Below are 21,154 nucleotides of genomic sequence, written 5' to 3'. Positions count from 1 at the left end.
AAAGCACATGGGAGATTTGAGCCGGAATTTCTCGAGGAGCGAGTTCGCCTGCCGGTGCTGCGGCAGGGCCGAGATCGATCCACGCCTGGTGGATGCGCTCCAGCAGCTCCGCGATCTTGCGGACGCGCCCGTCCGCGTCACCAGCGGCTACCGCTGCCCCGAGCACAACCGTGCGGTGGGCGGTGCGAAACAGAGTCGACATCTGCTCGGACACGCCGCGGACATCGTGATCAAGGGCTTGTCCGTCGCCGGGATGTACGAACTCGCCGAGCGGGTGACTGCTTTCCGCGAGGGCGGAATCGGCGTCTACCCGGAGCGGGGATTCATTCACGTCGACATACGCGAGGGGCGGTCCCGATGGGGACACCTCGACGGCAAATACGTTTCGTTCGAAGTAGCCATGACAACCAACGGAGGTGACCGCAATGCAGCAGTTTGAACAGATTCTGACCATCATCCTGGACCACAAGGAACTCATCGCGACCTTGTTCGTGACGCTCCTCACCGTCATCAAGCTCACGGCCTGGGGCCGGGCCAAGGCCGTGGCACTGGACGCGGTGATCGGCGTCATCGAGCGGCTCGGCGCGAAAGAGGTCAAAACCGGCGTCGCCGGTCAGGAACTCAAGCTCGAAACCGCGGCGCAGGACGCCCTGCGTCATGCCGTGGCCAAAGTCGATCCGAAGAAGACGCCGGACGGACCTGTCACCCGCATCGTGCGCGAGGTGCTGCGGGGCTTCCTGCCGCTGAAGTAATTCGGAGGACGAACCGTGATCGAGACACAGGACCGCCAGCACGAGGAACGCTACAAGAACCGTTGGTACGGAAAGTACCGTGCCTTCTTGCGGGACAACAACGATCCGGAGCGGCTCGGCCGCTGCCGACTCGAAATTCCTGCGGTGCTCGGCACCGGCAAGGAGAACTGGTCGGATTGGGCGTGGCCGTGCTTTGCCTACGGCGGCAACGAAGACATCGGGGTGTTTCTCGTCCCCGAGGAGGGCGCCTCCGTCTGGGCCGAGTTCGAGGGCGGCAACGTCCAATACCCGATCTGGTCCGGCGTATGGCTGGCCAGGAGCAACCCCGGCGAGCAACCGGAGGAATCCAAACGCCTATGTTCCGATCCGACCTGCCATGACTGTGAGGACAAGGTCGAGCACAAGCCCGACCGGCTGGACGACCTGGAGCACAAGAAACACCACGGCCACCCGCCGTACTACTGTCCGCGCCGCAAGGTTCTTCTCAAGACCGAGACCGGTCACACCATCGTTCTCGACGACCGGGACGAGGAGGAGTTCCTCAAGGTCATCGACCGGGCCGGGCAACTTCTGCACATGGAATGCCGCGTGAAGCGTGACGTTCAGACCGGCAATGCGCGCCGCCGGGGAACCAAGGACGCCGAGCAGGGCGACCAGCTCGACATCGACTCGGACATCAAGGACCAGAAAGCCCGGATCGAGATCACCGATCTGTGCCGCCAGTTCGTGCGCTGGGAGGCGTGGAAAGACAAGGAGAAAATCCATATCCAATCCTGCGACAAGTCCCGCGCCCGCTGGCAGAAGATTCTCATCGACACCACCAAAGGCAAGGAGAAGGTGCACATCTGGGGGCTCTGCGGTACGCAGGAAATCCTCATCGATTCCACCGCCGGGACCGAGATGATCCGCCTCACGGACAAGGCCGGCCAGGTGGTCGTGATGAACGCGGCCGCCGGTCAGGAACGCATTCAAGCCACTGATAAATCCGGAAGCGTGATCCTCATGGACGCAGTCATGGGGAACATCGTCATCCGATCCTCGAACAAGGTGTTGATCAACCCGTAGAGGAAGAACTTATGTATCCAACTGTTTCAATAATCATCAGGGGATATAACCGGGAGCGATATATCGGCCGGGCCATCGAAAGCGTGCTTGCTCAGACTTATACAGACTTCGATCTGCTCGTTTGGGATGACGGCTCGACCGACAAGACCGCCCAAATCGTTATCGAATGCGCCAAGAAAGACAGACGCATCCGTATTGCCGCATGCAACCACCGGGGGGCCGTCAGGTCCCTGAAAGCCGCCCTGGCCGACACCTTCGGGCCATACCTGTGTTGGGTGGACAGCGACGATACGCTCGCTCCCACGGCGTTGGAGGAAACGGTCGCGGTGCTAAATGAAAACCCGAACGTCGGAATGGTCTATACGGACTACCAGGTCATCGATGCCGCCGACCAGGTCAAGAGTTACGGCAGGCGTTGCCGAATTCCATATTCCAAAGATCGACTGCTTCTCGATTTTATGACCTTCCATTTTCGTCTCATTCGGCGTTCGGTGTTCGAGCAGGCCGGCGGCATCGACGACGAGTTTCAATGCGCCGAGGATTATGACCTTTGCCTGCGCCTTTCGGAAATCACCGAGATCCGCCGTATCCAGAAACCTCTTTACCATTACCGCATCCATCCTGAATCCGTTTCCCATGAGATGAGATTGGAACAGGTCCAATGGTCTCGGGAGGCCATTTCAAGAGCCTTGGAACGTCGTGGCCTGTCCGAGCGCTTCGAAGTCGACCTTCAGATTCGCGAGCAGTTCAGATTGAAGAGGAGAAACCCCGATGGATGAACGTGAACTCGGCCAACCGCCGTGTAATTGGGAGCAAAGCGAACGTCTTCTGGCGCGCACCTTTGAATCATGGCGCGCTGAGTTCCGCACCATCCTCGAAGACCACCGGCGGGAAATCCAGGCACGCTTAGAGAAGATCGAACGCGAGATCGAGAAGAAATCGGACAAGGAGAACGTGGACCTCTTGGTGCGGAACATTCAGGACGACCTTCGCCGCCACGCTGATGACATCAAGAACCTGCAGTCGGGGATGAACGAGAAGATGGGCGTTGAGACCATGTGGAAGGTGATCGGTCTCGTGCTCACCGTCGGCGGTGCCGTGGGCGGCATTGTCGGCTTTCTGATCCACCTTCTGGCGGGGAAATAGTCATGGCTCGACCACAGGCGAGACTCGGCGACATCTCCAGTCACGGCGGCGTAATCGTCACAGGAGCGCTTCGCACCGTTGTCAACGGAAGACCCGCAGCGCGACTGGGCGACTTGCACGTCTGCCCGATACCGGGTCACGGCGTGACGCCCATCGTCACGGGCAGTCTCGACACGGCGACCGAAGGACTGCCAAACGCCCGCATCGGCGACATCACGGCCTGCGGCGCGATCATCGTGACCGGCAGCCTGAACACGAACGACGATTGAGGGGGCGAGCAATGGAATTCGGTGAAATGGATTTCCGCTACTGGGATGTATTTCCGAAAAAAATCAGGGTCACGCGTAGTTGGTGGTCCATGTCGATCCCCCTTTCGATCCGAGGAAACCCCAAAGGCGAATTGCAATACGAATCCGTCAATTCGGACATCGCCTGGGTCGACTGGGAAGGACGAGTGCAACTCGGTTGGAGTGTCGGAGCGACGGTCATCATTGTCTATGATTCTCCTTCGCGGGACAGTGTCCGCTACATCCAGGTTGAAGTGATCGAGGAAAGCGGAGGCGGATATGGCATTCCGTCATAGGAGTTATTCGTCATGGTGATGTTTGACGAAGAAGGTTTCGGATACGGGTACGGATATGGTTACGGCGAAGAAGGCGGGCCGATCATCGAGCAGACGAGTTCCTCGGAATCCCACTATGAACTCATGGCGCTGGCGCGTCTGATCGCCGACGGGCTCGGCGTGACGGACAGCGAGGGTGAGCCGCCCTATCTCCAGCAGATCCGAGACGGTCTGGCCGAGATCAAAGGCATTCTGCAGCAGAGTCACGACGCCTCCGAAACCCTGCGGGCGGAAGCGCAAACGGTATTGGAGGCTCACGCAGAAAGCGCGCAGCAATACATGCAGGCCGTGGATCAACCAATGCCGCCGGATTTCGACCCCTTCGTCACGATGCCCGCCGGCACTGTTGTGAGAGACCTTCCCGACGGAGGACGCCTTTTCACCCTGGCCGATGGCGTCATGGTTCGGGTGGGACCGGACGGAAGACTGACGGCCATCGGTATGGATGGCTCTGTGGCCCTTCTCGAACCCGCGCGCGGCGGCGTGGTGACCCTTCCCGATGGGCGAGAGCTTACGCTCAAGCCCGAGGCGGTGCGGATGACCCATAAAGCGGCCGGGATCGAGGGGCTTCCCCTGGACATCGATCCGAACCAGACCGCGCAAAGACGCTACCGCATCGAGCTGCCGGGCGGATACCGGTTGGATGTATTCCAGTCAGAGCGCACGGCCATAATCGGCAACCCCGCGGGCACCTCGGTGGTGCTCGGCATTTCCCGCATCGAAGGCGTGGGAGAGGATATCGAGGTTCGTCTGGTCCCCGGCGGGGCCAAGGGCTTTACGGCCATGGAAAGCGGTCACAAGGGCGTCATCGAGGCCGACGGCACGATCCATGTCGCCATGGCGAACGGCTTGGACTTGGTCATTCATTTCCCGGACGACGATGGCTCCAATGGAGACCCAGGTTCGGGTGGCCCGCCCGGCTGCATCTGCGAGGAGCGTGACTGATGGCTTTGGATTTCCTCGGACGCGGGTTGAAGTTTCCCTTCCGCTTTCAGCGGCGGTCCGGGGGCGCACAGATCTCTTCGGACACCTCCACCGAACACGAACACATCCACGAGAGCATCATTCAGATTCTCGGCACCCGGCCGGGCGAACGCTTCATGCGCCCGGAATTCGGATCGAGGCTCAAAGACCTGGTGTTCGAACCGAACGACGAGGTGCTGAAGGGCCTGATCCGCCATTACGTGATCGAAGCCGTGAAGCGCTGGGAGAAACGGGTCGTCATCACCGGTGTGTCCTTCGACGATTCCCCCTCCAATAAGGACAGCAACCTTCTCCCGGTCCGCATCGCCTATCGCGTCATCCAAAGCCAGGTGGAAGGCAACCTGGTCTATCCCTTCTACCGCGAACCGCGCCAATCCGCTCCGCCCCGACAGTTCCGCTCCGTCGCCGGTAAGTAACAAGCGGGTCCTCGTCCGGATCGTCCGGCGGGACCACTTGTGACCGAACCGCAACGGACGAACGGAAATGGGCAGAGCGAGCATCGCTTACACGAACAAGGATTACGACTCCCTGCGCCGGGAACTGCTGGCGCGGGTGCCGCAACTCACCGACCGCTGGACCGACTTCAACGCGTCCGACCTCGGCGTGGTGTTGCTGGAACTCTTCTGCGGAATCGGCGATATGCTGGCCTACTATCTTGACGCCCAGGCGGCGGAGGCCTTCCTGCCCACCGCTCGTCAGCGGCAGAACGTCATCAACCTCTGCAAACTCATCAGCTACCGGCTCGACGGGCCGGTGGCCGCAACCACCGCTTTGCGATTTTCCCTGGCCGCGCCCCTCGACGCGGATCTCGTGATTCCGGCGGGAACGACGTGCAGGGCCCGTCTGGAAGAAAACGACATCGTGTTCGAGACGGCCGAAGACGCGACGATCCCTCGGAGCCGGACGAGCGTCGATACAGGCGCGCGCCAGGGAAAACGCAAGACCGAGACCTTTACGGCAGACAGGGACACGGGCGATCCGATCATCCTGGCCGGAAAGGAAATCGCTCACGGTTCGATCCGTGTGTGGGTGCAGGACCAGGAATGGACCGAGGTCTCCCACTTCCAAAAAAGCGGCTCCGACTCGCGCCACTTCATGGCCGAGACCGACGCGCTGGACATCACCCGGATCGTCTTCGGAGACGGATTGCGCGGAGCGGTTCCCGACTCCGGCGCGGAAATCCGCGTCCAGTACCTCGAAACCCTCGGGGCCGAAGGCAACCTGGGTCCCAATCTCGTCACCGAGCTTCTCACGGCCATCTACCTCGACGGCGGTCTGGTTCCCCTCGCGGTAACCAACCCAGTCCCCGCGACCGGCGGAGCCGCCCGCGAGACGCTGGAGCACGCCCGAAAACAGGCTCCGGCCGAGGTGCGCTCGCTCTGGAAAGCGGTCACCAAGGAGGATTATCTGGCCTTGGCGGAGGGGTTCCCCGGTGTAGCCAAGGCCCAGGTCCTCGACGTCAACGACTGCAAGAACATCCGCTACTACCAGGTCAACCTGGCCGTGGCCCCGGACGGCGGCGGTCCGCCGTCGATGCTTCTCAAGCAGGACCTCGCCGAATACCTGGAATCGCGCAAAGTCATCACCGTCGAGATCAACCTCTTCGATCCCGTCTACCGGCCGGTCTCGATTGACGCGGAGGTGTTCGCCTATGCCGGCGAGGACCTCGACCTGGTCCGGAGCCGCGTCGAACTGGCATTGGCGGACTTCTTCGCCTTCGACCGCATGAGCTTCGGCGCACCGGTCCATTTCTCGGATCTGGTAGCGCTTCTGGACGGCGTGCGGGGCGTGAGCCATGTGCGCATGTACACGCCGACCCAGGACGTCGACATCAGCGCCGGTCAGATCGCGGCGCTTGGTCAGGTCAACCTCGACGTGCGGAGGGCGTCCTGATGTCCTCCTACTTCGAAAAGAAACTCATCGACCTGCTTCCGGCGCTCTACCGCGAACGGGATGAGTCCGGCGATCTGGACGCCCTTCTCAAGGTCCCGGCCGCGAGCCTGGACGAACTCAAAGCAATGGCCGAGCGTTTCCCCGAGATTTTCGACATCGTGCGTTGCGAGGAGAGGTTCCTGCCGTTCCTCGGCGGGATCGTCGGTCACCGCTTCGATCCCACCTCAGACGCGTCGGTCCAGCGGCGTCTCATCCGCGAGGCCATAGAGATTTACCGGCGCAAGAGCACCATTCCCGCCATCGGCCGCTCGCTCGTTGACATCGGGTGGGAAGGGCGCATCGAGCAGACTTTCCACAAGGCGCTGCGTCTGAACCGCCGTTCGGTTGTCGGACGGGCCAAACTGCCGGGGCTGATCTACAGCCTGGGCGTCTACCGCATCGACAGCGACAACCTCGTCCAGGGAGTCCGGGACGCGCTGCCCTTCCATCATCCCGCGGGTACGCGGGTTTTCTTCCTGCAGTGGCTCTACACACTCCTGTCCATGGAGTCGGATTTCGAGGCGGTCATTAAGAAGGTCGTCGAGCGGGTGTGCCTCGGGCATCTGCACGAAACGTTCGTGGTCAACCACAATGCCCTGAACACGGATTTCCATCTCACCCGCAAGAACAAGACCTGGGGTTGGTGGCGGATCACCGACGGCACCACGCTCATGCAGGATATCGAGCGAGCCGCGGTGTGCGTCTCCCGCTGGCATGGTCGCTCGCCCCGGTTCCGCCTGAACACCGGCAACCTCAACGCCGAACGCCTGCCGAACCTGTGGATCAGCGAACGACGTGCGGCGTTCTGCTGCGAGATCGAAACCAAACCCGTAGTGGAACCCGGCGTCTCGTTCATCCGGCTGGCGGGCCAGGACCTGAATCGTTCGCGCCTGAACCGTTCCGCGCAGCCTTGCCGGATCAAATTCAGCCAGAAAGACATGCTCTCGGAAGCCGTCCAGGATGCGCCCGACCTCACGGGAGACCGCCGCACGCACCGGTACGGGAAGCGGTCGCGGCTCTCCCATTGGTTCCGCGTCGGGCATTCGAGGCTCGGAAGGGACGACAAGGTCTCCGGCGCGGCCGTGGGCCGTCACCTTTTCATCACCGCTTACGCCGACGCTCAGTGGTCGGAGGTATCCGGCGCATGGGACATCGTGGACCGCTGGCGCGCCCGCAGGCCCGGCTTTTCCCTGAACAACAAGGCGCTCAACCTCGCCGAACTGACCGACGCCTATGTGACCGAGGCCCGCGCATCCTTCGAGATGGACGTGGACACAGGCATTCCGCGCAGAAGACGCGTGGAGACGCTTCTGCTCAACCACCGCAGACTGAATCACACAGGCTTGCTCCTGTCCGTGGACCGGACCCGGCCGATGCGGCTCGGCTCGATGCCGCTCAACGCCTCGGGCTTCCGCAAGTCGAAGCCTTGCCTTCGCTGGCGTTTCCGCCAGCGGGACGATCACGCTCAGGCGACAGCCGGTTTCGAGGCGGCGGCGAACCAATACACGGTCACCCAATGGCCGGCGGCATAGGAGAGATCGATGGCGATACATCTGTACGAAGACCTGACATTGACCCTGCAAGTATCCGAAGGGGACCTCGCGAATCCCGATGACGACACCTACAACGGCACGGACGGGGAAGCGAAAGACAAGGAGCTGTTCGTGGCCAACGAACAGACGATCCTCGCAGCGGCCCTGGCATCGGGGGAAACCTCGCTCCAGCTCTTCGCACCTCTCTTCATCGACGGCGAAATCATCATCGTCGACGACGAACAGATGCGCATCCTGAGCGGCGGCGGGACGACCGTCCTCGCGGTGGAACGCGGCTACGGCGGCACAACCCCGGCCGCCCACGATGCGGGTGCCGTGGTCTATTCCGGGTACGACTATACCGGGCTGGTGATCGAACCGGTGGATGTAGCCGGGGGAGACGAGTCGGATTGGTACGTGCTGGCCCTGACGCAGGCGGGTCTCGATACCGCCGTCGGCGGCGCACCGCTCAACCTGGGCGATAAAGCCCACGACGTGACCCTTTCGTTCTGGCGTCGCTGCACGGTGCCGTCCGGAACGCCGGTGCAAAACAAGACCGACCTCAAACTCCGGCTCACCGGCACGGAAAATCCGATCCTGTAGGAGGAACGCATGGCCTATCACAATGTATCCGGGACCGCTTCGAACACGACCGACTTCCTCGTCCGCCTGAAAGACTTCCTGGTGGGAACGGTTGGATGGTCGCTTCACGACGACAGGTCGGGCGACGCCGAGCCCAGCTACGTGCTGTCGTCCACGGGAGAAAGCGGAGCCGAGGACATCTTCCTCCGGTTCGTCAACGACACGGCCGCCGACCGCATTGCGGTCCGGGCCTACCTATATTGGGATGCGGTGACGCACGCGGGCGTGAAAGAGGCGTTTCAAACCAGCTACACCTACATCAAGACCGTGGACGCTTCGGCTTTCCTGTATTGGATTTACGCCGACAAGGATCACGTTTTCATCGTCATCAAGATCGTCGCCACCTACTACGGGCATTACAGCGGTCTGATCAAACGCTTCTGGTCAGGGGCGGTGGCGGTCACCCAGGCGGCGGCCGGACCCGGCGCGGACATCACGGTGCAGGTCAACGACGCCACCCTTTTTACGGTCGGATTGAGCTACATCATCAAAGACGACGTCGGGATCGAGCGCGCCCAGGTATCCGCCGTCGACACGGTTTCCACCCCCAATACGGTCACTCTGGCGAGCCTCGTAAGCGCCTACACGGCGGGAGCCAAGATCGGCGAAGACCCGCAGCCGGTCGTAGTCGGCCACTACCAGTCCCCGGGCAGTATTTACGCCATCAACAAATTCGACGGGTGGGCGAGCGCGGCCGGACAGACCGGATCATGCGCCGCGGCCCACGGCAATTTCCACACCGCCGCCAATCCCGACCAAAGATTCGGACTGGTCACCATGTTCCCCTGGCTCGTCGCGCACACAACCGCGGCTTACAAGGAACTGCGCGGCGAGTTGATCGAGGTCTATGCCATCGGCAGCGGTGCGGCCGATTCGGAGGACGTGCTCACGTTAAACGGTGCCTCCTACAAGATCTTCAACCTGTCCGGTCCGGGATGGTGCGCGGTGAAGGAGTGATCCCATGGCGGTGAAGCAAGGCACCAAGAAGGAGATTTCGGCAAACGCCGGACGCCTGACCTCGATGTTCCGGGTGGTCCGGAACGTCGGTAAGGCGAACAGGATCACCGGGAGGCTGAGACGTGGCAATCCGTAGCGGAAACACTCTCTCCGTCCGGCCCTTCGCAGGGTCCGTGGTTCCGATGAACCGCTCCCAAATGCCGGCCTTCCCGGCTGTCGTGTTCGAGGCCGTCGGAGCGGCGTCCGAGACGCGGACAATCCGCCACGACACGGACACGGCCCTGAGGATCACGGCTGAGGTGAACACCCCCGCCGACATCCAGGCCGTGATCGTGCGGCCGGTCCTGCGGAGCTTCGATCTGCGGGGATGGGTGGTCCGTTTCCCGACGGTCCTTTCCGACGCAGCCGTCCGGATTCACCGGCCGGTCGAACGGCGGAGCGATACCCGCTGCGCGGTGTTCGCCGAGATCGAGCGGACGGCGGATTCGAAACAACTTGTAGTGCGCGAGACATCCCGTCAAGCGGAAGCGCGCCAGACCGTCTTCGCCGTGCTGATCCGCGAAGGCCACACGATCCAGACCTGAAGGAGGAATACGAATGTCACTTGGACTCATTGTCAAAACGGGCCGCATCCTCACCGCACGGCTGCTCATGGGCGATCCCATCGAGGGCATTACCCACTGCGCCATCGGCGAGGGCGACGCCACGTTCACCGATCCCATCAATCCGCCCGCCCCGGACATCGATCAGACGACGCTCAAGAACGAGCGGGCCCGCAAGAAGCAGTACAAGCGCACTTTTCTCAAGGAAGATCCGGAAGGGACGCTCATCGTCAACGGCATCCATTACATCGAAACCGCCGAGGAGACCCAGACCATCGGCGTCTTCTTCCGCTTCGAGGAAAACGAGGCCAACGGCATCACCATCCGGGAGTACGGCTTCTTCGGGGGCGACGTGGCCTACATCGCCGGGCTGCAGTCGGATTATGCGGCGAACGGTGTTTACCACCCGGATACCAACCCGACCGGTGAGGTGCTCGATCCCGGCTACCTGTACGAAGTGAAGAACATCCCCGACTTCAACAAGACCTCGGACACGCGCGTTGAGCTGGTCGGGGTCATCAAGATATAGGAGGAAAGACCATGTCCATCTCGCGCGATACGTTCGACCCGGCGAAAAATTACAAGCGGGTCCGTTACCACCAGGACCGGGACCTGCTCGACTCGGAGCTCAACGAGCAGCAGGACATCATCAACCAGGAGCGCAGGAAGCTCGCGGACATCCTCTTCAAGGAGGGGGCCATCGTAAGCGGCTTCGGCGTGACGGTCGCCGCCAATGTGCTCACCGTGGCCGAGGGGCTGGTTTACATCGACGGCTGTCTGGAGCGCGTGCCCGGCGCGGTGCTCACCTACGACCCGGCCAAGACGAGCGGCGCGGATTACGTCTATGTCGAGCTGCTCAAGTACAACTACGGCTACAACCAGGACGCCGTGCTCATCAATCCCGCGACGGGCGAACCCACCGCCGAACGTGAGAAGTGGATTCTATCGCTCAAGGATCACGACACGAGCGGTGAGGCGCTGCCCAACAACGTGACCCAGCGCAAGGTGGTCGCTCTCCACAAGTTCGACCGTGAGACCGGCGATGTGACAGCCACTGTCCGTGAGAAATCGAACCTCTACCTGCAGGACCTTCTTGGGACGCTGCCCGGAAGCCGGATCACGGTCGCATCGATCACGGAGGATCAACTTGCCTTCGCCGCCGCCGAGGGGCTGAACTCGCTGCTCCAGAATCTGGCTGAGCGCACCTACGACCAGGCCGGAAGTTATCTGGTCAAGGGGCTCGACAGCTTCATCGGCGACAACGACGGCGAGAACGTCGAGGTGATCACCAACGCGGGCCGCGCCTACATCCAAGGGTTCCGCCTGCAGAAAGACCTGCCCACAACCACCTTGGTGCCCAAGTCCACGGCGGTCAAGTCGGTCCGCGGCGAGCAGAAAACTTATGTGATCGGCACCCGGCGCTATGCCCTCAACAACACGCCGCTCAAGGAAACCACTCAGGTCGAAGCCATTGTCGAGATCGTCTCCAACATCACGCGCGGCTCCGTCGGCGGCGGGGAGGACCTGCTCGTCCCCAACCCGGTGGTGGACATCCTCGAGGTGAGCCAGGGCGCGACCGTCTTCCAGGAAGGATCGGACTGGCAGCAGTCCGGAAACTACGTGGACTGGCTGGGTTCGGGCAACGAACCCGCCATCGGCACGACCTACACCGTCCGCTGGACTTACACAAAACAGATGATCGAAGGGACGGACTATGTGGACGGAGGCTGGTTCGGACGCTCGGGACACCCGGCGGCGGACGAATATTTTTACCTGGTCACCGTTCAGAGCGCCACCGGCGAGACTCAGTACGACTCGGCCAAGGTCGTGTCCCGCGACACCCTGACCGGGGAAATCAACCGCCTCTCCTGGCTGCCTGTCAGCGGTGCGACCGGTTACCGCATCTATCGCGGCACGCAAAATACGGTCCGCGCGGACTTCCAGCGGCTCAAGGACGTGGCCGCCGGAGTTACGTCATACACCGACGACGGCGTGGACGAGATTGTGGGCGGCAACCCGCCCGCCTCCAACACGAGCGGCCTGACCATGTCCCCGGTGCAGGTCGAACCCGGCAATCTCTCCATCATCAACTTCGGCCGCACAAGCATCGGCGACGAGCCGGTGGGCGGCTCCAACTGCAGTATCGACTACGACTACTACATCGGACGCAAGGACATCATCTACGCCACCACCCGCGAGATCAAACGGCTGGAAGGCGCTCCCGCGGACTGGCCGAAGCTGCCCATCGTCCCGGAAGGTTCGCTCGGGCTGTGCAGCGTCGAGTGTCCGCCGAACTCGGTGGATCTGGCGGTCTTCAATTTCGGGCTTACCCGGATCACCATGGACCAGATTCACGAGATCATCAAAGACGTCGAGGACCTCAAGTACAACGACGCCCAGTTCCAAATGAACAACGAGCTGCAGAACCGGGACGCCCAGACCAAGAAGGGCGTCTATTCCGACGATTTCTCGAACGACGCCCAGTCCGACATCTACCACGGCGAGTGGAGCGCCCGCATCGATGAGGTACGGCAGTTCGCCGCCCCGAACCGAGCGGCCACGCCGCAGGTGCTCGATGTTGACTCTGCCGGGAGCGACGCCATTTTCAAGGACAGCCTCGTTCTCCTGCCGGGCACGGAGCGCGTGCTCATCGAGCAGACCGATTGGTCCGAAGACAAGAACATCAACCCCTACGCCGTGTTCGAGAAACCAGACGCCGCCGTGGAGGTGACGCCGAATATCGGTCGGCGCGGTCAGACAGGCGTGGCTGTGGTCGGCTCCAACTTCACCCCCGGCGCGACCGGCGTGACGGTGCGCTGCGACGGGAAAGTTGTGGCTTCAGGTCTCACCGGCGACGCGGTAGGCAGAGTCATCGCCTCCTTCGTCATTCCCGAAGATGTCCGCAACGGCAACCGCGTGGTCGAAATGACCGACGGCACCTACTCGGCGCAAGCCAACCTTCAGGTCAACGATCCCTTGGTCATCACGCGCATCGAAAGGGTCGTGGTCAACCGCACCATCGTGCAGCGTCAGACCATCGTCCAGCAGGTGCCGCCGCGCATCATCCGCGTCCCCGTAGTGCGAACCGTATGGCGCTGGCGTTGGGTGACCCGCCGCCGGGACCCGCTCGCGCAGACCTTCAGCTTCGAGCAGAACCGGGTCATCTCCGCCGTGGGGCTTCACTTCACGCAGAAAGACGCTTCCATCCCCGTAACCATTCAGATTCGCGGCGTCACGACCGGGCTTCCCAACGAGGTCATCCTGGCCGAGAAAGTCATCGCCCCGAGCGAGATCACCCTCGGTTCCGAGACCAAGGTCGTCTTCGACGATCCCTTCTACGCGGAGGCGAACACCAGCTATGCCGTCGTGCTGCTTACCAACAGCACCAACTACCGGGTGCGTATCGCCACACTGGGCCGCCTGGGGCAAAACGGGGTCATCACCCGGCAGACCTATACCGCCGGGGTGTTGCTGGAAAGCTCGAACGCCGAGACCTGGACGCCGCTCAACAGCTCCGATCTCACCATGCGAATCTACGGCTACGATTTCCAGCCCGAAGGCGAGGTCCGCTTCCAGCCTATCACCGGAGTGCAGTTCAGCGATCTGAACCTGGACGAGTATTCGTCCATTCCGGAAGGCTGTGGCATCGTGTGGGAGTATTCCACCGACGGCGGCGTCATCTGGGACGCCATCGTGCCGGCGGAGGAGGAGCGGCTGCCCAACCTCGCGGCGCAGGTGCTTGTGAGGGCGATCCTCTCCTCCAACGTTCCCAACGACTCTCCTGTGCTGAACTACAAGGACGTCAACCTCATTGGTTATCTCAACGACCCGACGGGTGCGTATTTGAACCGTGAGAACGAACTCACCCAGGGTGTCTCTTCCACCAAGGTCTACACCCAGATGAACATCCCCAGCGGGACCACCATCGATTGGTTCGCCTCCAACGACGGCGGGTCAACCTGGGAACCGATGTCCATCCAAACGACGCGGGAGATCGACCAGGAATGGACCGAATACACGCTCACCAGGACGTTCACCGATCCGAGCGGAACCAAGGTCCGCTACAAAGCGGAGATGACCGGCAACAACCTCGTGTACCCGAGGATTCACACCCTCGGCGCAACGCTGAGCTGATCGGAGGGATGTCATGATCGTTCGAAGACAAGGCGGATTGACCGAGTTCATTCCGTCACCACAGGAAAAACGCGAGGGCATCCTGCGGGATCACACCCTCGATCTGCTCGCCAATCTCGACGCCCGCATGCGGCGCATCGAGGAACTGCACGGTATTGAGCCGGAGGCCGCGGAGGCGTTCTCCGAACTCATGGCCCTCATCCGGCGTGAGGAGATCGAAGCCGGGCGGATCAACCGGGAACTGATGGACGCCGGATACCTGCATGAAGACCTGTCCGCCGCGGCGCTTGCGGCGCAGGCCGGGAGGAACCAACCATGAGCATCACCATCAAGAGCAACACCGACACGATTCTGGAACTGCCCGGGCTGACCGGCACGGTTGGACCCGGAAAGACCGCCGTCGTCCAGGCGATGACCCCGGACCTACTCCGCGCTGTGGATCTCGGCCTGCTGCTGGTCCCCTCCGGAGCGGAACCGCCCGATGGTCTGCCGCCGGTGGTGTTCGACCACCGCTACCCGCAGGTTCTGCCTCTAACCGCCGGGCGCGCTTACTATGTCAGGGTCCTTCGGGCCGTGGATGGTTTCCACGACGGGACTCGGGTTCGGGACTTCATCGCATATTATGGCGACGGAGCGGGCATGAGCTGCGCTTTCTCCGACAACGGCTTTGCCTGGGACGCTGAGAAAAAAGTCACCGGCATCGCGGCCAACGGCTATCACGTGGTCTGCGCGCTGAAGGCCGCTGACCGGCTGCGCATCCTCTACTGGAACCCGGACGTTCCCAACCAGCCCTATGCCATGGCCGGTCTGCGCACAGCGGTCTGTGATCCGTCGGTTGCCCCCGCCGCGTTCACGGGCGATACCCCGTGTTCCGGTGACCTGGTGACCGAGGGAAGCGTCCAGGTCTGGAACCGCGGCCATTACGGGCCATCATTTCTCTGGTACAACCCGCTGCCCACCTCGGTCGAAGGAAGACCGTTCACCTGGCGCTACGCCATGTATTTCATCGCCTCGACCGGCGGCAACGACAGCCTCGGCTTGGCCTGTTCCGATGATGCCGTCGAGTGGAAACTGATCGGAAACGGTCCGATCCTCTCCGGCCTGATCGACCCGCAGCCCTGGGAAGGCGCGAACGGCTACGTCTCCGCCGCACATGTCGAGCGGCTTCCCGACGGGAGATGGTGGATGCTCTACTCCGGGGGCTCCGCGGGAAACGCCGGAATCGGCTACGCCTGGTCCTGGGATCGCGTCCACTGGCGCAAGTCCGAGATCAACCCCGTGTTCAAGAACGGCAGCGGGCCATTCCTCGAGCGCTGCTACACGCCGAGCCTGGTCCGGGACGCCGACGGCTCGCTGCTCCTTTACCGGGCGGCCAAGGACGCGACCGCCTACCGGACCTTCGTTTCCCGTCTGCGGGCACCGGCCCTCGGATGGCGGGACCTGCTCGGCCCGGACCGGCTCGGTCAGGGGCTCACCGCGCGGGAGGCCATCCACCGGGGCGTCGGCACCCAGGCTGAACGCGACGCTGCTCTCCCGAACCCGTCCAAGGGCGACGAGTGGTTCAACACCGACCTCGCGGGCGGCGGAAAGTGGGAGAAACACACCGGCACCGACTGGAAGCGGAGCTGATTCGGTCCCGGTGTATTGATGGGATTAAGGACGGTCAAGCGACCGGCTGACCCAGCCCGGCGGCGCGAAGCGTGGCCTCGTCCGGTCCGCGTCCGGCGCAGCAGCCGGCAAGTTTTCCGTCGATCACCACCGCCGGAACGGAACGGATGCCCAAATCCTCCGCGCGCTTGGCGACCTGGGAGTTGTGCATATCCAGCACTATGACTTCGCAGGAAGGACAAGCTGCGCGATTGATCATGCCGATGGTTTCCTCGCACGCAGGGCATCCCGCGCTGAAAACCTCGATTCTGCGTTTGCTGTTCATAGCGATACCTCCTCATTCCTTTGCCCAAGGGGCGTTATGAATGTTTTTTGATGTAATCCCGTTTCGCCTCATCGCGTTGTCCACCACCTGGCGGACGTCGGCAAGGCATCAACGACCTTTCGGATTCTTGACGGCGCGCCGGCATCCGCCGTTTTTCTTTTCGAGCAGGATTCTCTCCAAGATCGTGGATTTTTCATTTTCCACGACGTCCCGTTCGATGTCCGCCGTAGTGTAATTGAAGCAATAACAGATCAGATCTTCCATCGATTCCTCCTTCAAATAGGTCCTGCCCCCTTATGTGTTCAGGACAGTTCAATCAATGAACCCGCCTGCCGAGGGCGAAATCCCACAGCGAAGCAGCGATAAGTCCGGCGACGCCCAGCCAGACGAGAGGCGTGACAAACAGGACGAATGTGAACATGAAAACCGCAACCGCGCCCGAGATATGGACCACCAGCGGGCCGATGAGTCTGTGACGCCGGTAAGTAACGCCGATGCCGATGCCCCCGATCACCAGAAAGACAACCAGCAACGGAGCCAGGACCACGTCATTGACCAAAAAACCCGCCCCGATTGCGGACAGCAACGCGATCAGCGGACCGAACCCCAGGCAACACAGAAGCGTGAACAGTGATCCCGCCAGGCCGACCTTTTTCAGATGTAGATTCATGAGACACCTCCCAGCCCGCTGTCTCAGGCGGAACAGCAGGACAGCTTCTTCACGTCTTTGGAAAAAGCCTGGGCGCAGAGTTTGATCCCCTCGGCCTGTGTCAGATACGGATGAAACATCGCCGCGATCTCCGACACGCCGAGACCAAAGCGGATCGCCATGGCCGCCTCCATGATCTGCTCGCCCCCCTCCTGGGCCAGGACACGCGCGCCCAGAAGTTTGTCGCCGCCGCGCTGCTTGATGAGTTTGATGAATCCACGCGTATCCCGCGCGGCGAGCGCGCGCGGCACATTGGAAAGATCGAGCTTGGCCGTATCGATCTCGATCCCGGCCCGCAACGCCTCCTTCTCGTTCATTCCCACGCCGGCGACCTGCGGATCGGTGAAGATCACCCAGGGAAGTGCGGCGTAGTCGCGCTTCCGGTTGCCGCCGTCCAACGCGTTCTCGGCGGCCAGGCGTCCCTCGTAGGCCGCCGTGTAGACGAAGGCAGGCTCCCCGATCACGTCACCGGCCGCATAGACACCGGCGGCCGATGTCCGCAGATGATCGTCGACCACGATGCGTCCGTCTTCACCCAGGCCGATACCAGCGCCTTCCAGCCCCATGTCCTCCGTGATCGGCCGTCTGCCTGTGGCGCAGAGAATGCGTTCCGCTTTGAAGCTTCTTTCTTCGCCGCCGATCCGCGCCTGAACGGTCACTTGCCCCGGATCATGGGACACGCGCTCTATGCGCACCGAGGTCTCGACAGCGATACCGTCCTCACGCAGGTAACCCGCCAGGGCGTCGGTCAGGTCCTCATCTTCATCGGGCAGGAGATGGTCGCTCCGCTGGAGGATCGTAACCTTGGCTCCGAGCCGGGCGAGCATTTGGGCGCATTCCAGCGCGATGTAGCGTCCGCCAAGGACGACCACCGATTCGGGCAGGCGGTCGAGTTCGAAGGCCGTGGTGCTGGTCAGAAGCTCGACTTCGCGCAAGCCGGGAATGGGCGGTATCCAAGGGCGCGAGCCGGTGGTGACGACGATGCGCGGGGCGCGTATCGTTCGGCCGTCCACCGTGATCGCATCCCGCGAGACAAACCGCGCGCGGCCTTCCACCAGCCGGACGTTCTCATAAGCGGCCAGGACATCGACATATTTCGCCTGGCGAAGGGAACCGACCAACTCGTCCTTCTGCCGGATGATCGCGGCGAAATCCGAAACATGGGATGAAGATTCAATGCCTACAAAACGGATATGCGCCGCCCGATGACGGGCTTCCGCTGCCCGGATGAGCGTCTTGGAGGGGACGCAACCGACATTGACGCACGTCCCTCCGATGACCCCGGCGTTGACCAGGATCACTTTCGCGCCCAACTCATGCCCTCGGATGGCCGCGGCGAACCCGGCGGAACCGCCGCCGACAATGATCAGGTCGGCGTCCGCGCCATTCGGCTTGGAAATATGAGCCGGAGCCGACCGCGGAGCATGAACCGACTGTTCAGTGCCGGACTTCTCCATCTCTGTACGGTATCCCGCTTGACCTATCGCGGAAACCACCTGTTGCGGGTCCAACTCCGTTTCTCCGATGACGAAGGCGAGGCCGGACTCAAGGTCGACCTCCGCTCTTTCGACACCGGCCACGCTCACGGCGGCTTTCTTGACCGTATCTGCACAGTGCCCGCAGGTCATGCCCCGGACGATGAAGCGGTATTCTCTCGATCCCATTATTGGATGCCTCCTTGTTTCTTGCGGGTATTTTCAATCGATGACACGGAATAGCCCGCGACCTCGACCGCCTTCCGCAAGACCGTCTCGTTCACCGCGGGTGTCGCGGTGATCACCGCGCTGCTCTGCTCGTAGTCCACCTTCGCTTCCGAGACACCGGGTACCTTGATTAGCTCCGACTGGATGTGCGCGGCGCAACCCTGGCAGGTCATGCCTTTGATGGTCATCCTCCATTCGACACTTTCAGTGTCTGCCCTGACTTGAGCCGTGCCGTTGCCCGCCAAGAGGAAACCGACGTAATTCGGGAAAAAGGCGAAGGCGAGCACGAAGACGGTGACCACCCAGAGCATGATCTTGTTCAATCTCTTGATCGTAAACCCCTTCGCGTGCTCCGGCGGACAACCACACGACTCCCCGCCGCCTGAAGCAGCGGCCGCGACGACTTTCGGCTTTCGGTAAGTGAAGAAGAACGCCAGGCCGAGCAGGGCGAAGGTCACAGGCAGCAACACGGGCCGGGATGCCTCGAACTTGGCGGCCATCGTTCCGCCCGATACTCCGAACGCGATGAGCAACAGCGGCAGCCAACAACAGGCGGATGCGAGCACGGCCGATATCAACGCACCCGCCTGGGCGATGGTCCCCGCCTTACTTGTCGCTTTGTCCTGACCTATTCCGTTCACTTTCATTTGTTTCGTCCTGTTGAAGCACTTCAAGGATGGGACACGCGCTGGTAACGGAGCGATTTCGACAGCTACCTACGAGCCGCGCGAGAACCGCCTCCATCCTCTGTAGGGTCCTTATCTTGCCGCGCACGTCCTCGATTTTTTCCTCAGCCAGTTTTCGAACCGCATTGCAAGTGGCCGACGACGACAAATCGACGCGCAATCCCAGTAGCTCTTTGATCTCCCTGAGCGTGAACCCGAGTTCCTTCGCTCGCTTTATGAAGCGGAGCCGGTGGACGGTTTCTTCGGGATATTGCCGGTATCCGGATTCCCTGCGAGGAGGTTCCTCGATGAGACCCTCCCGCTCATAGAACCGAACGGTTTCGATTCCGATCTCCGCGAGGCGGGCGACCTTTCCGATTGTCAGCGATTCCATCAGGGTCTCCTTTCGCTCTGATTACATTATAAGGTCCGTACTATACTACAGAGTCAAGGGTTAAAACCAAAAAAATATCTGTCCCTGGCAACCCAGTAATCCCGGCGTGTTTCCGCAGGTTACGCCTCCATGTACATAACTCATTGGAATCAAAGGGGCTATGTGTCGAATTCGCCTTGCTTTCTGTTCGGAAAGAAGCCTGTATGTGTGTGAACACAAGAGCCAATCCCTTGCCGGGAAAGGGCTTACAGAACGCAAGGAGAGACCATGGACTTACGCCGGATCAACTTCGGAATCGAGATCGAGACAGTCAAACGGACGCGCGAGCGGGTCGCCCAGGCAATCCAGTCGGTGGTGGGCGGCCAAGTCCGCCACATCGGCAGCCCGGGCAGCTTCGACCCCTGGGAAGTCACCGACAACCATGGACGGGTCTGGAAAGTGGTATCCGACGGCTCGCTCATCAATGTGCCGATCCACCTGCGGGCCGAGGTGGTGAGCCCCGTCCTGTCCTACGAGGACATCCCCGTCCTCCAGGAGGTCGTCCGGGCCCTGCGGGCCTGCGGAGCCAAGGTGGACGAACGCTGCGGCATCCACGTCCACGTCGACGCCACGGCCTTCGACGGCCGGACCCTCGCGAACCTCGCCAAGATCGTCTACAAACAGGAAGCGCTCATTCTCACCGCCCTGGGCGTGAACGAGACCCGTCGCCGGAGCTACAGCAAACCGGTGAGCGACGATCTCATCGCGCAAATCGAGCGTCGCCGTCCCAGGACCAGGGACCAGCTCAACCACATTTGGTACGGCTATCACAACCGGCAGCCCCAGCACTATGACAGCACCCGCTACCACGGGGTGAACCTGCATAACGTTTGGTACCGGGGCACGGTCGAGTTCCGTTGGTTCGAAGGGACGCTCCACGCGGGGAAGGTGAAAGCCTACGTCCAACTGGTCCTGGCCGTGGCAGCCAAGGCGCTGAACGGCCGGGCGGCATCGAGCCGCAAACGGTCCTTCGACCCGCAGAGCGCCCGGTACGACTTCCGGGTCTTCCTGCTCCACCTGGGGCTCATCGGCGATGAGTTCAAGACCGCGCGCAAGCATTTGATCGCCGCCCTGCCGGGGGACTCGGCGTTCAAGCGAGGCAGACCTAAACCGGAAAGTACCCAATCCGCAATTCAAAATCCGCAATCCGCAATCGAATCCCGGCCTCCGGCATTTTCGGGGGACGAGACCGGCGGGACGCAAGGAGGCGCGTCATGAGAGTGCTGATTCGAAACACCGCCCTCAATGGGCAGCCGCTGGAAGGCGACGGCGAAATCTTCACCGGGGCGACGGTGACCGACGTGGTCTTGGCCATGAAAGGAGCCACGCTCTTTTCCGACCAG

The 21,154-nt window shown here is 61.9% G+C and carries 24 protein-coding genes and 1 pseudogene; 19 read left to right on the top strand and 6 right to left on the bottom strand.

All coding sequences use genetic code 11. The features are described 5' to 3' along the window. Positions 1 to 7: 7 nt before the first annotated feature. The 18 genes and pseudogenes from HPY67_15175 (at position 8) to HPY67_15090 (ending at position 15,997) form a co-directional block, all read left to right on the top strand. Positions 8 to 439 (top strand): DUF882 domain-containing protein, encoded by a 432-nt coding sequence (locus tag HPY67_15175; protein ID NPV06060.1) that lies wholly within the window; start codon positions 8 to 10, stop codon positions 437 to 439. Then, positions 426 to 752 carry a hypothetical protein gene (locus HPY67_15170; GenBank protein ID NPV06059.1) on the top strand — a complete coding sequence of 109 codons (327 nt, stop codon included), beginning with the start codon at positions 426 to 428 and terminating at the stop codon, positions 750 to 752. The genes HPY67_15175 and HPY67_15170 overlap by 14 nt, the downstream gene beginning before the upstream one ends. Before the next feature lie 15 nt (positions 753 to 767). Continuing rightward, positions 768 to 1,817, top strand: coding sequence for a baseplate assembly protein V (locus HPY67_15165; protein ID NPV06058.1), 1,050 nt, complete (start codon positions 768 to 770; stop codon positions 1,815 to 1,817). A gap of 11 nt (positions 1,818 to 1,828) precedes the next feature. Then, entirely contained in the window at positions 1,829 to 2,596 is a 768-nt protein-coding gene (locus HPY67_15160; GenBank protein ID NPV06057.1) for a glycosyltransferase, read from the top strand. Next, positions 2,589 to 2,963: a hypothetical protein gene (locus tag HPY67_15155; GenBank protein NPV06056.1), complete on the top strand. Its 375-nt coding sequence runs from the start codon at positions 2,589 to 2,591 to the stop codon at positions 2,961 to 2,963. The genes HPY67_15160 and HPY67_15155 overlap by 8 nt, the downstream gene beginning before the upstream one ends. Positions 2,964 to 2,965: 2 nt before the next feature. Next, positions 2,966 to 3,232, top strand: a complete 267-nt coding sequence (locus HPY67_15150; protein NPV06055.1) for a PAAR domain-containing protein — start codon at positions 2,966 to 2,968, stop codon at positions 3,230 to 3,232. 11 nt (positions 3,233 to 3,243) lie between these two features. After that, positions 3,244 to 3,546: a hypothetical protein gene (locus tag HPY67_15145; protein ID NPV06054.1), complete on the top strand. Its 303-nt coding sequence runs from the start codon at positions 3,244 to 3,246 to the stop codon at positions 3,544 to 3,546. A gap of 12 nt (positions 3,547 to 3,558) precedes the next feature. Next, a complete protein-coding gene (locus HPY67_15140; GenBank protein ID NPV06053.1) occupies positions 3,559 to 4,530 on the top strand; it encodes a hypothetical protein in 972 nt (323 codons plus the stop codon). Further along, positions 4,530 to 4,985, top strand: coding sequence for a GPW/gp25 family protein (locus HPY67_15135; GenBank protein NPV06052.1), 456 nt, complete (start codon positions 4,530 to 4,532; stop codon positions 4,983 to 4,985). The genes HPY67_15140 and HPY67_15135 overlap by 1 nt, the downstream gene beginning before the upstream one ends. 67 nt (positions 4,986 to 5,052) lie before the next feature. Continuing rightward, on the top strand, positions 5,053 to 6,462 hold the full coding sequence (locus HPY67_15130; protein ID NPV06051.1) for a baseplate J protein: 1,410 nt from the start codon (positions 5,053 to 5,055) through the stop codon (positions 6,460 to 6,462). Further along, a complete protein-coding gene (locus HPY67_15125) occupies positions 6,462 to 8,033 on the top strand; it encodes a phage tail protein (GenBank protein ID NPV06050.1) in 1,572 nt (523 codons plus the stop codon). The genes HPY67_15130 and HPY67_15125 overlap by 1 nt, the downstream gene beginning before the upstream one ends. A gap of 9 nt (positions 8,034 to 8,042) precedes the next feature. After that, complete coding sequence (locus HPY67_15120; GenBank protein NPV06049.1) at positions 8,043 to 8,636, top strand: hypothetical protein; 594 nt, start codon at positions 8,043 to 8,045, stop codon at positions 8,634 to 8,636. A 9-nt stretch (positions 8,637 to 8,645) separates the two neighbouring features. Further along, positions 8,646 to 9,632: a hypothetical protein gene (locus HPY67_15115; GenBank protein NPV06048.1), complete on the top strand. Its 987-nt coding sequence runs from the start codon at positions 8,646 to 8,648 to the stop codon at positions 9,630 to 9,632. Positions 9,633 to 9,814: 182 nt separating this feature from the next. Then, complete coding sequence (locus HPY67_15110) at positions 9,815 to 10,216, top strand: hypothetical protein (GenBank protein NPV06047.1); 402 nt, start codon at positions 9,815 to 9,817, stop codon at positions 10,214 to 10,216. A gap of 13 nt (positions 10,217 to 10,229) precedes the next feature. Next, the gene (locus HPY67_15105) at positions 10,230 to 10,763 is read left to right on the top strand and encodes a hypothetical protein (GenBank protein NPV06046.1); all 534 of its coding nucleotides are present in this window, start codon (positions 10,230 to 10,232) and stop codon (positions 10,761 to 10,763) included. Positions 10,764 to 10,774: 11 nt separating this feature from the next. Beyond that, a complete protein-coding gene (locus tag HPY67_15100; GenBank protein NPV06045.1) occupies positions 10,775 to 14,368 on the top strand; it encodes a DUF4815 domain-containing protein in 3,594 nt (1,197 codons plus the stop codon). A 13-nt stretch (positions 14,369 to 14,381) separates the two neighbouring features. Further along, a pseudogene (locus tag HPY67_15095) lies at positions 14,382 to 14,582 on the top strand (VrlD). Between the two features lie 101 nt (positions 14,583 to 14,683). Continuing rightward, entirely contained in the window at positions 14,684 to 15,997 is a 1,314-nt protein-coding gene (locus HPY67_15090; GenBank protein NPV06044.1) for a hypothetical protein, read from the top strand. A 34-nt stretch (positions 15,998 to 16,031) separates the two neighbouring features. Here HPY67_15090 and HPY67_15085 read toward each other — a convergent pair whose 3' ends face one another. From HPY67_15085 to HPY67_15060, 6 genes are all read right to left on the bottom strand, one after another. Continuing rightward, positions 16,032 to 16,301 carry a hypothetical protein gene (locus HPY67_15085; protein ID NPV06043.1) on the bottom strand — a complete coding sequence of 90 codons (270 nt, stop codon included), beginning with the start codon at positions 16,299 to 16,301 and terminating at the stop codon, positions 16,032 to 16,034. Between the two features lie 108 nt (positions 16,302 to 16,409). Next, complete coding sequence (locus HPY67_15080; protein NPV06042.1) at positions 16,410 to 16,565, bottom strand: hypothetical protein; 156 nt, start codon at positions 16,563 to 16,565, stop codon at positions 16,410 to 16,412. Between the two features lie 52 nt (positions 16,566 to 16,617). After that, complete coding sequence (locus HPY67_15075) at positions 16,618 to 16,971, bottom strand: MerC domain-containing protein (protein ID NPV06041.1); 354 nt, start codon at positions 16,969 to 16,971, stop codon at positions 16,618 to 16,620. A 23-nt stretch (positions 16,972 to 16,994) separates the two neighbouring features. Next, a complete protein-coding gene (merA, locus tag HPY67_15070) occupies positions 16,995 to 18,674 on the bottom strand; it encodes a mercury(II) reductase (protein NPV06040.1) in 1,680 nt (559 codons plus the stop codon). Further along, entirely contained in the window at positions 18,674 to 19,360 is a 687-nt protein-coding gene (locus HPY67_15065) for a hypothetical protein (GenBank protein ID NPV06039.1), read from the bottom strand. Before HPY67_15065 ends, merA begins: the two co-directional genes overlap by 1 nt. Further along, positions 19,320 to 19,772 (bottom strand): MerR family DNA-binding protein, encoded by a 453-nt coding sequence (locus tag HPY67_15060; protein ID NPV06038.1) that lies wholly within the window; start codon positions 19,770 to 19,772, stop codon positions 19,320 to 19,322. Before HPY67_15060 ends, HPY67_15065 begins: the two co-directional genes overlap by 41 nt. A gap of 267 nt (positions 19,773 to 20,039) precedes the next feature. On the opposite strand from HPY67_15060, the gene HPY67_15055 reads away from it, so the two are divergent. Further along, positions 20,040 to 21,029: an amidoligase family protein gene (locus tag HPY67_15055; GenBank protein ID NPV06037.1), complete on the top strand. Its 990-nt coding sequence runs from the start codon at positions 20,040 to 20,042 to the stop codon at positions 21,027 to 21,029. The last annotated feature ends 125 nt before the right edge of the window (positions 21,030 to 21,154 follow it).

Source organism: Syntrophaceae bacterium (genome assembly GCA_013177795.1).
Lineage (GTDB): Bacteria > Desulfobacterota > Syntrophia > Syntrophales > UBA2192 > UBA2192.
This window is presented reverse-complemented; position numbering and strand designations above follow the sequence as displayed.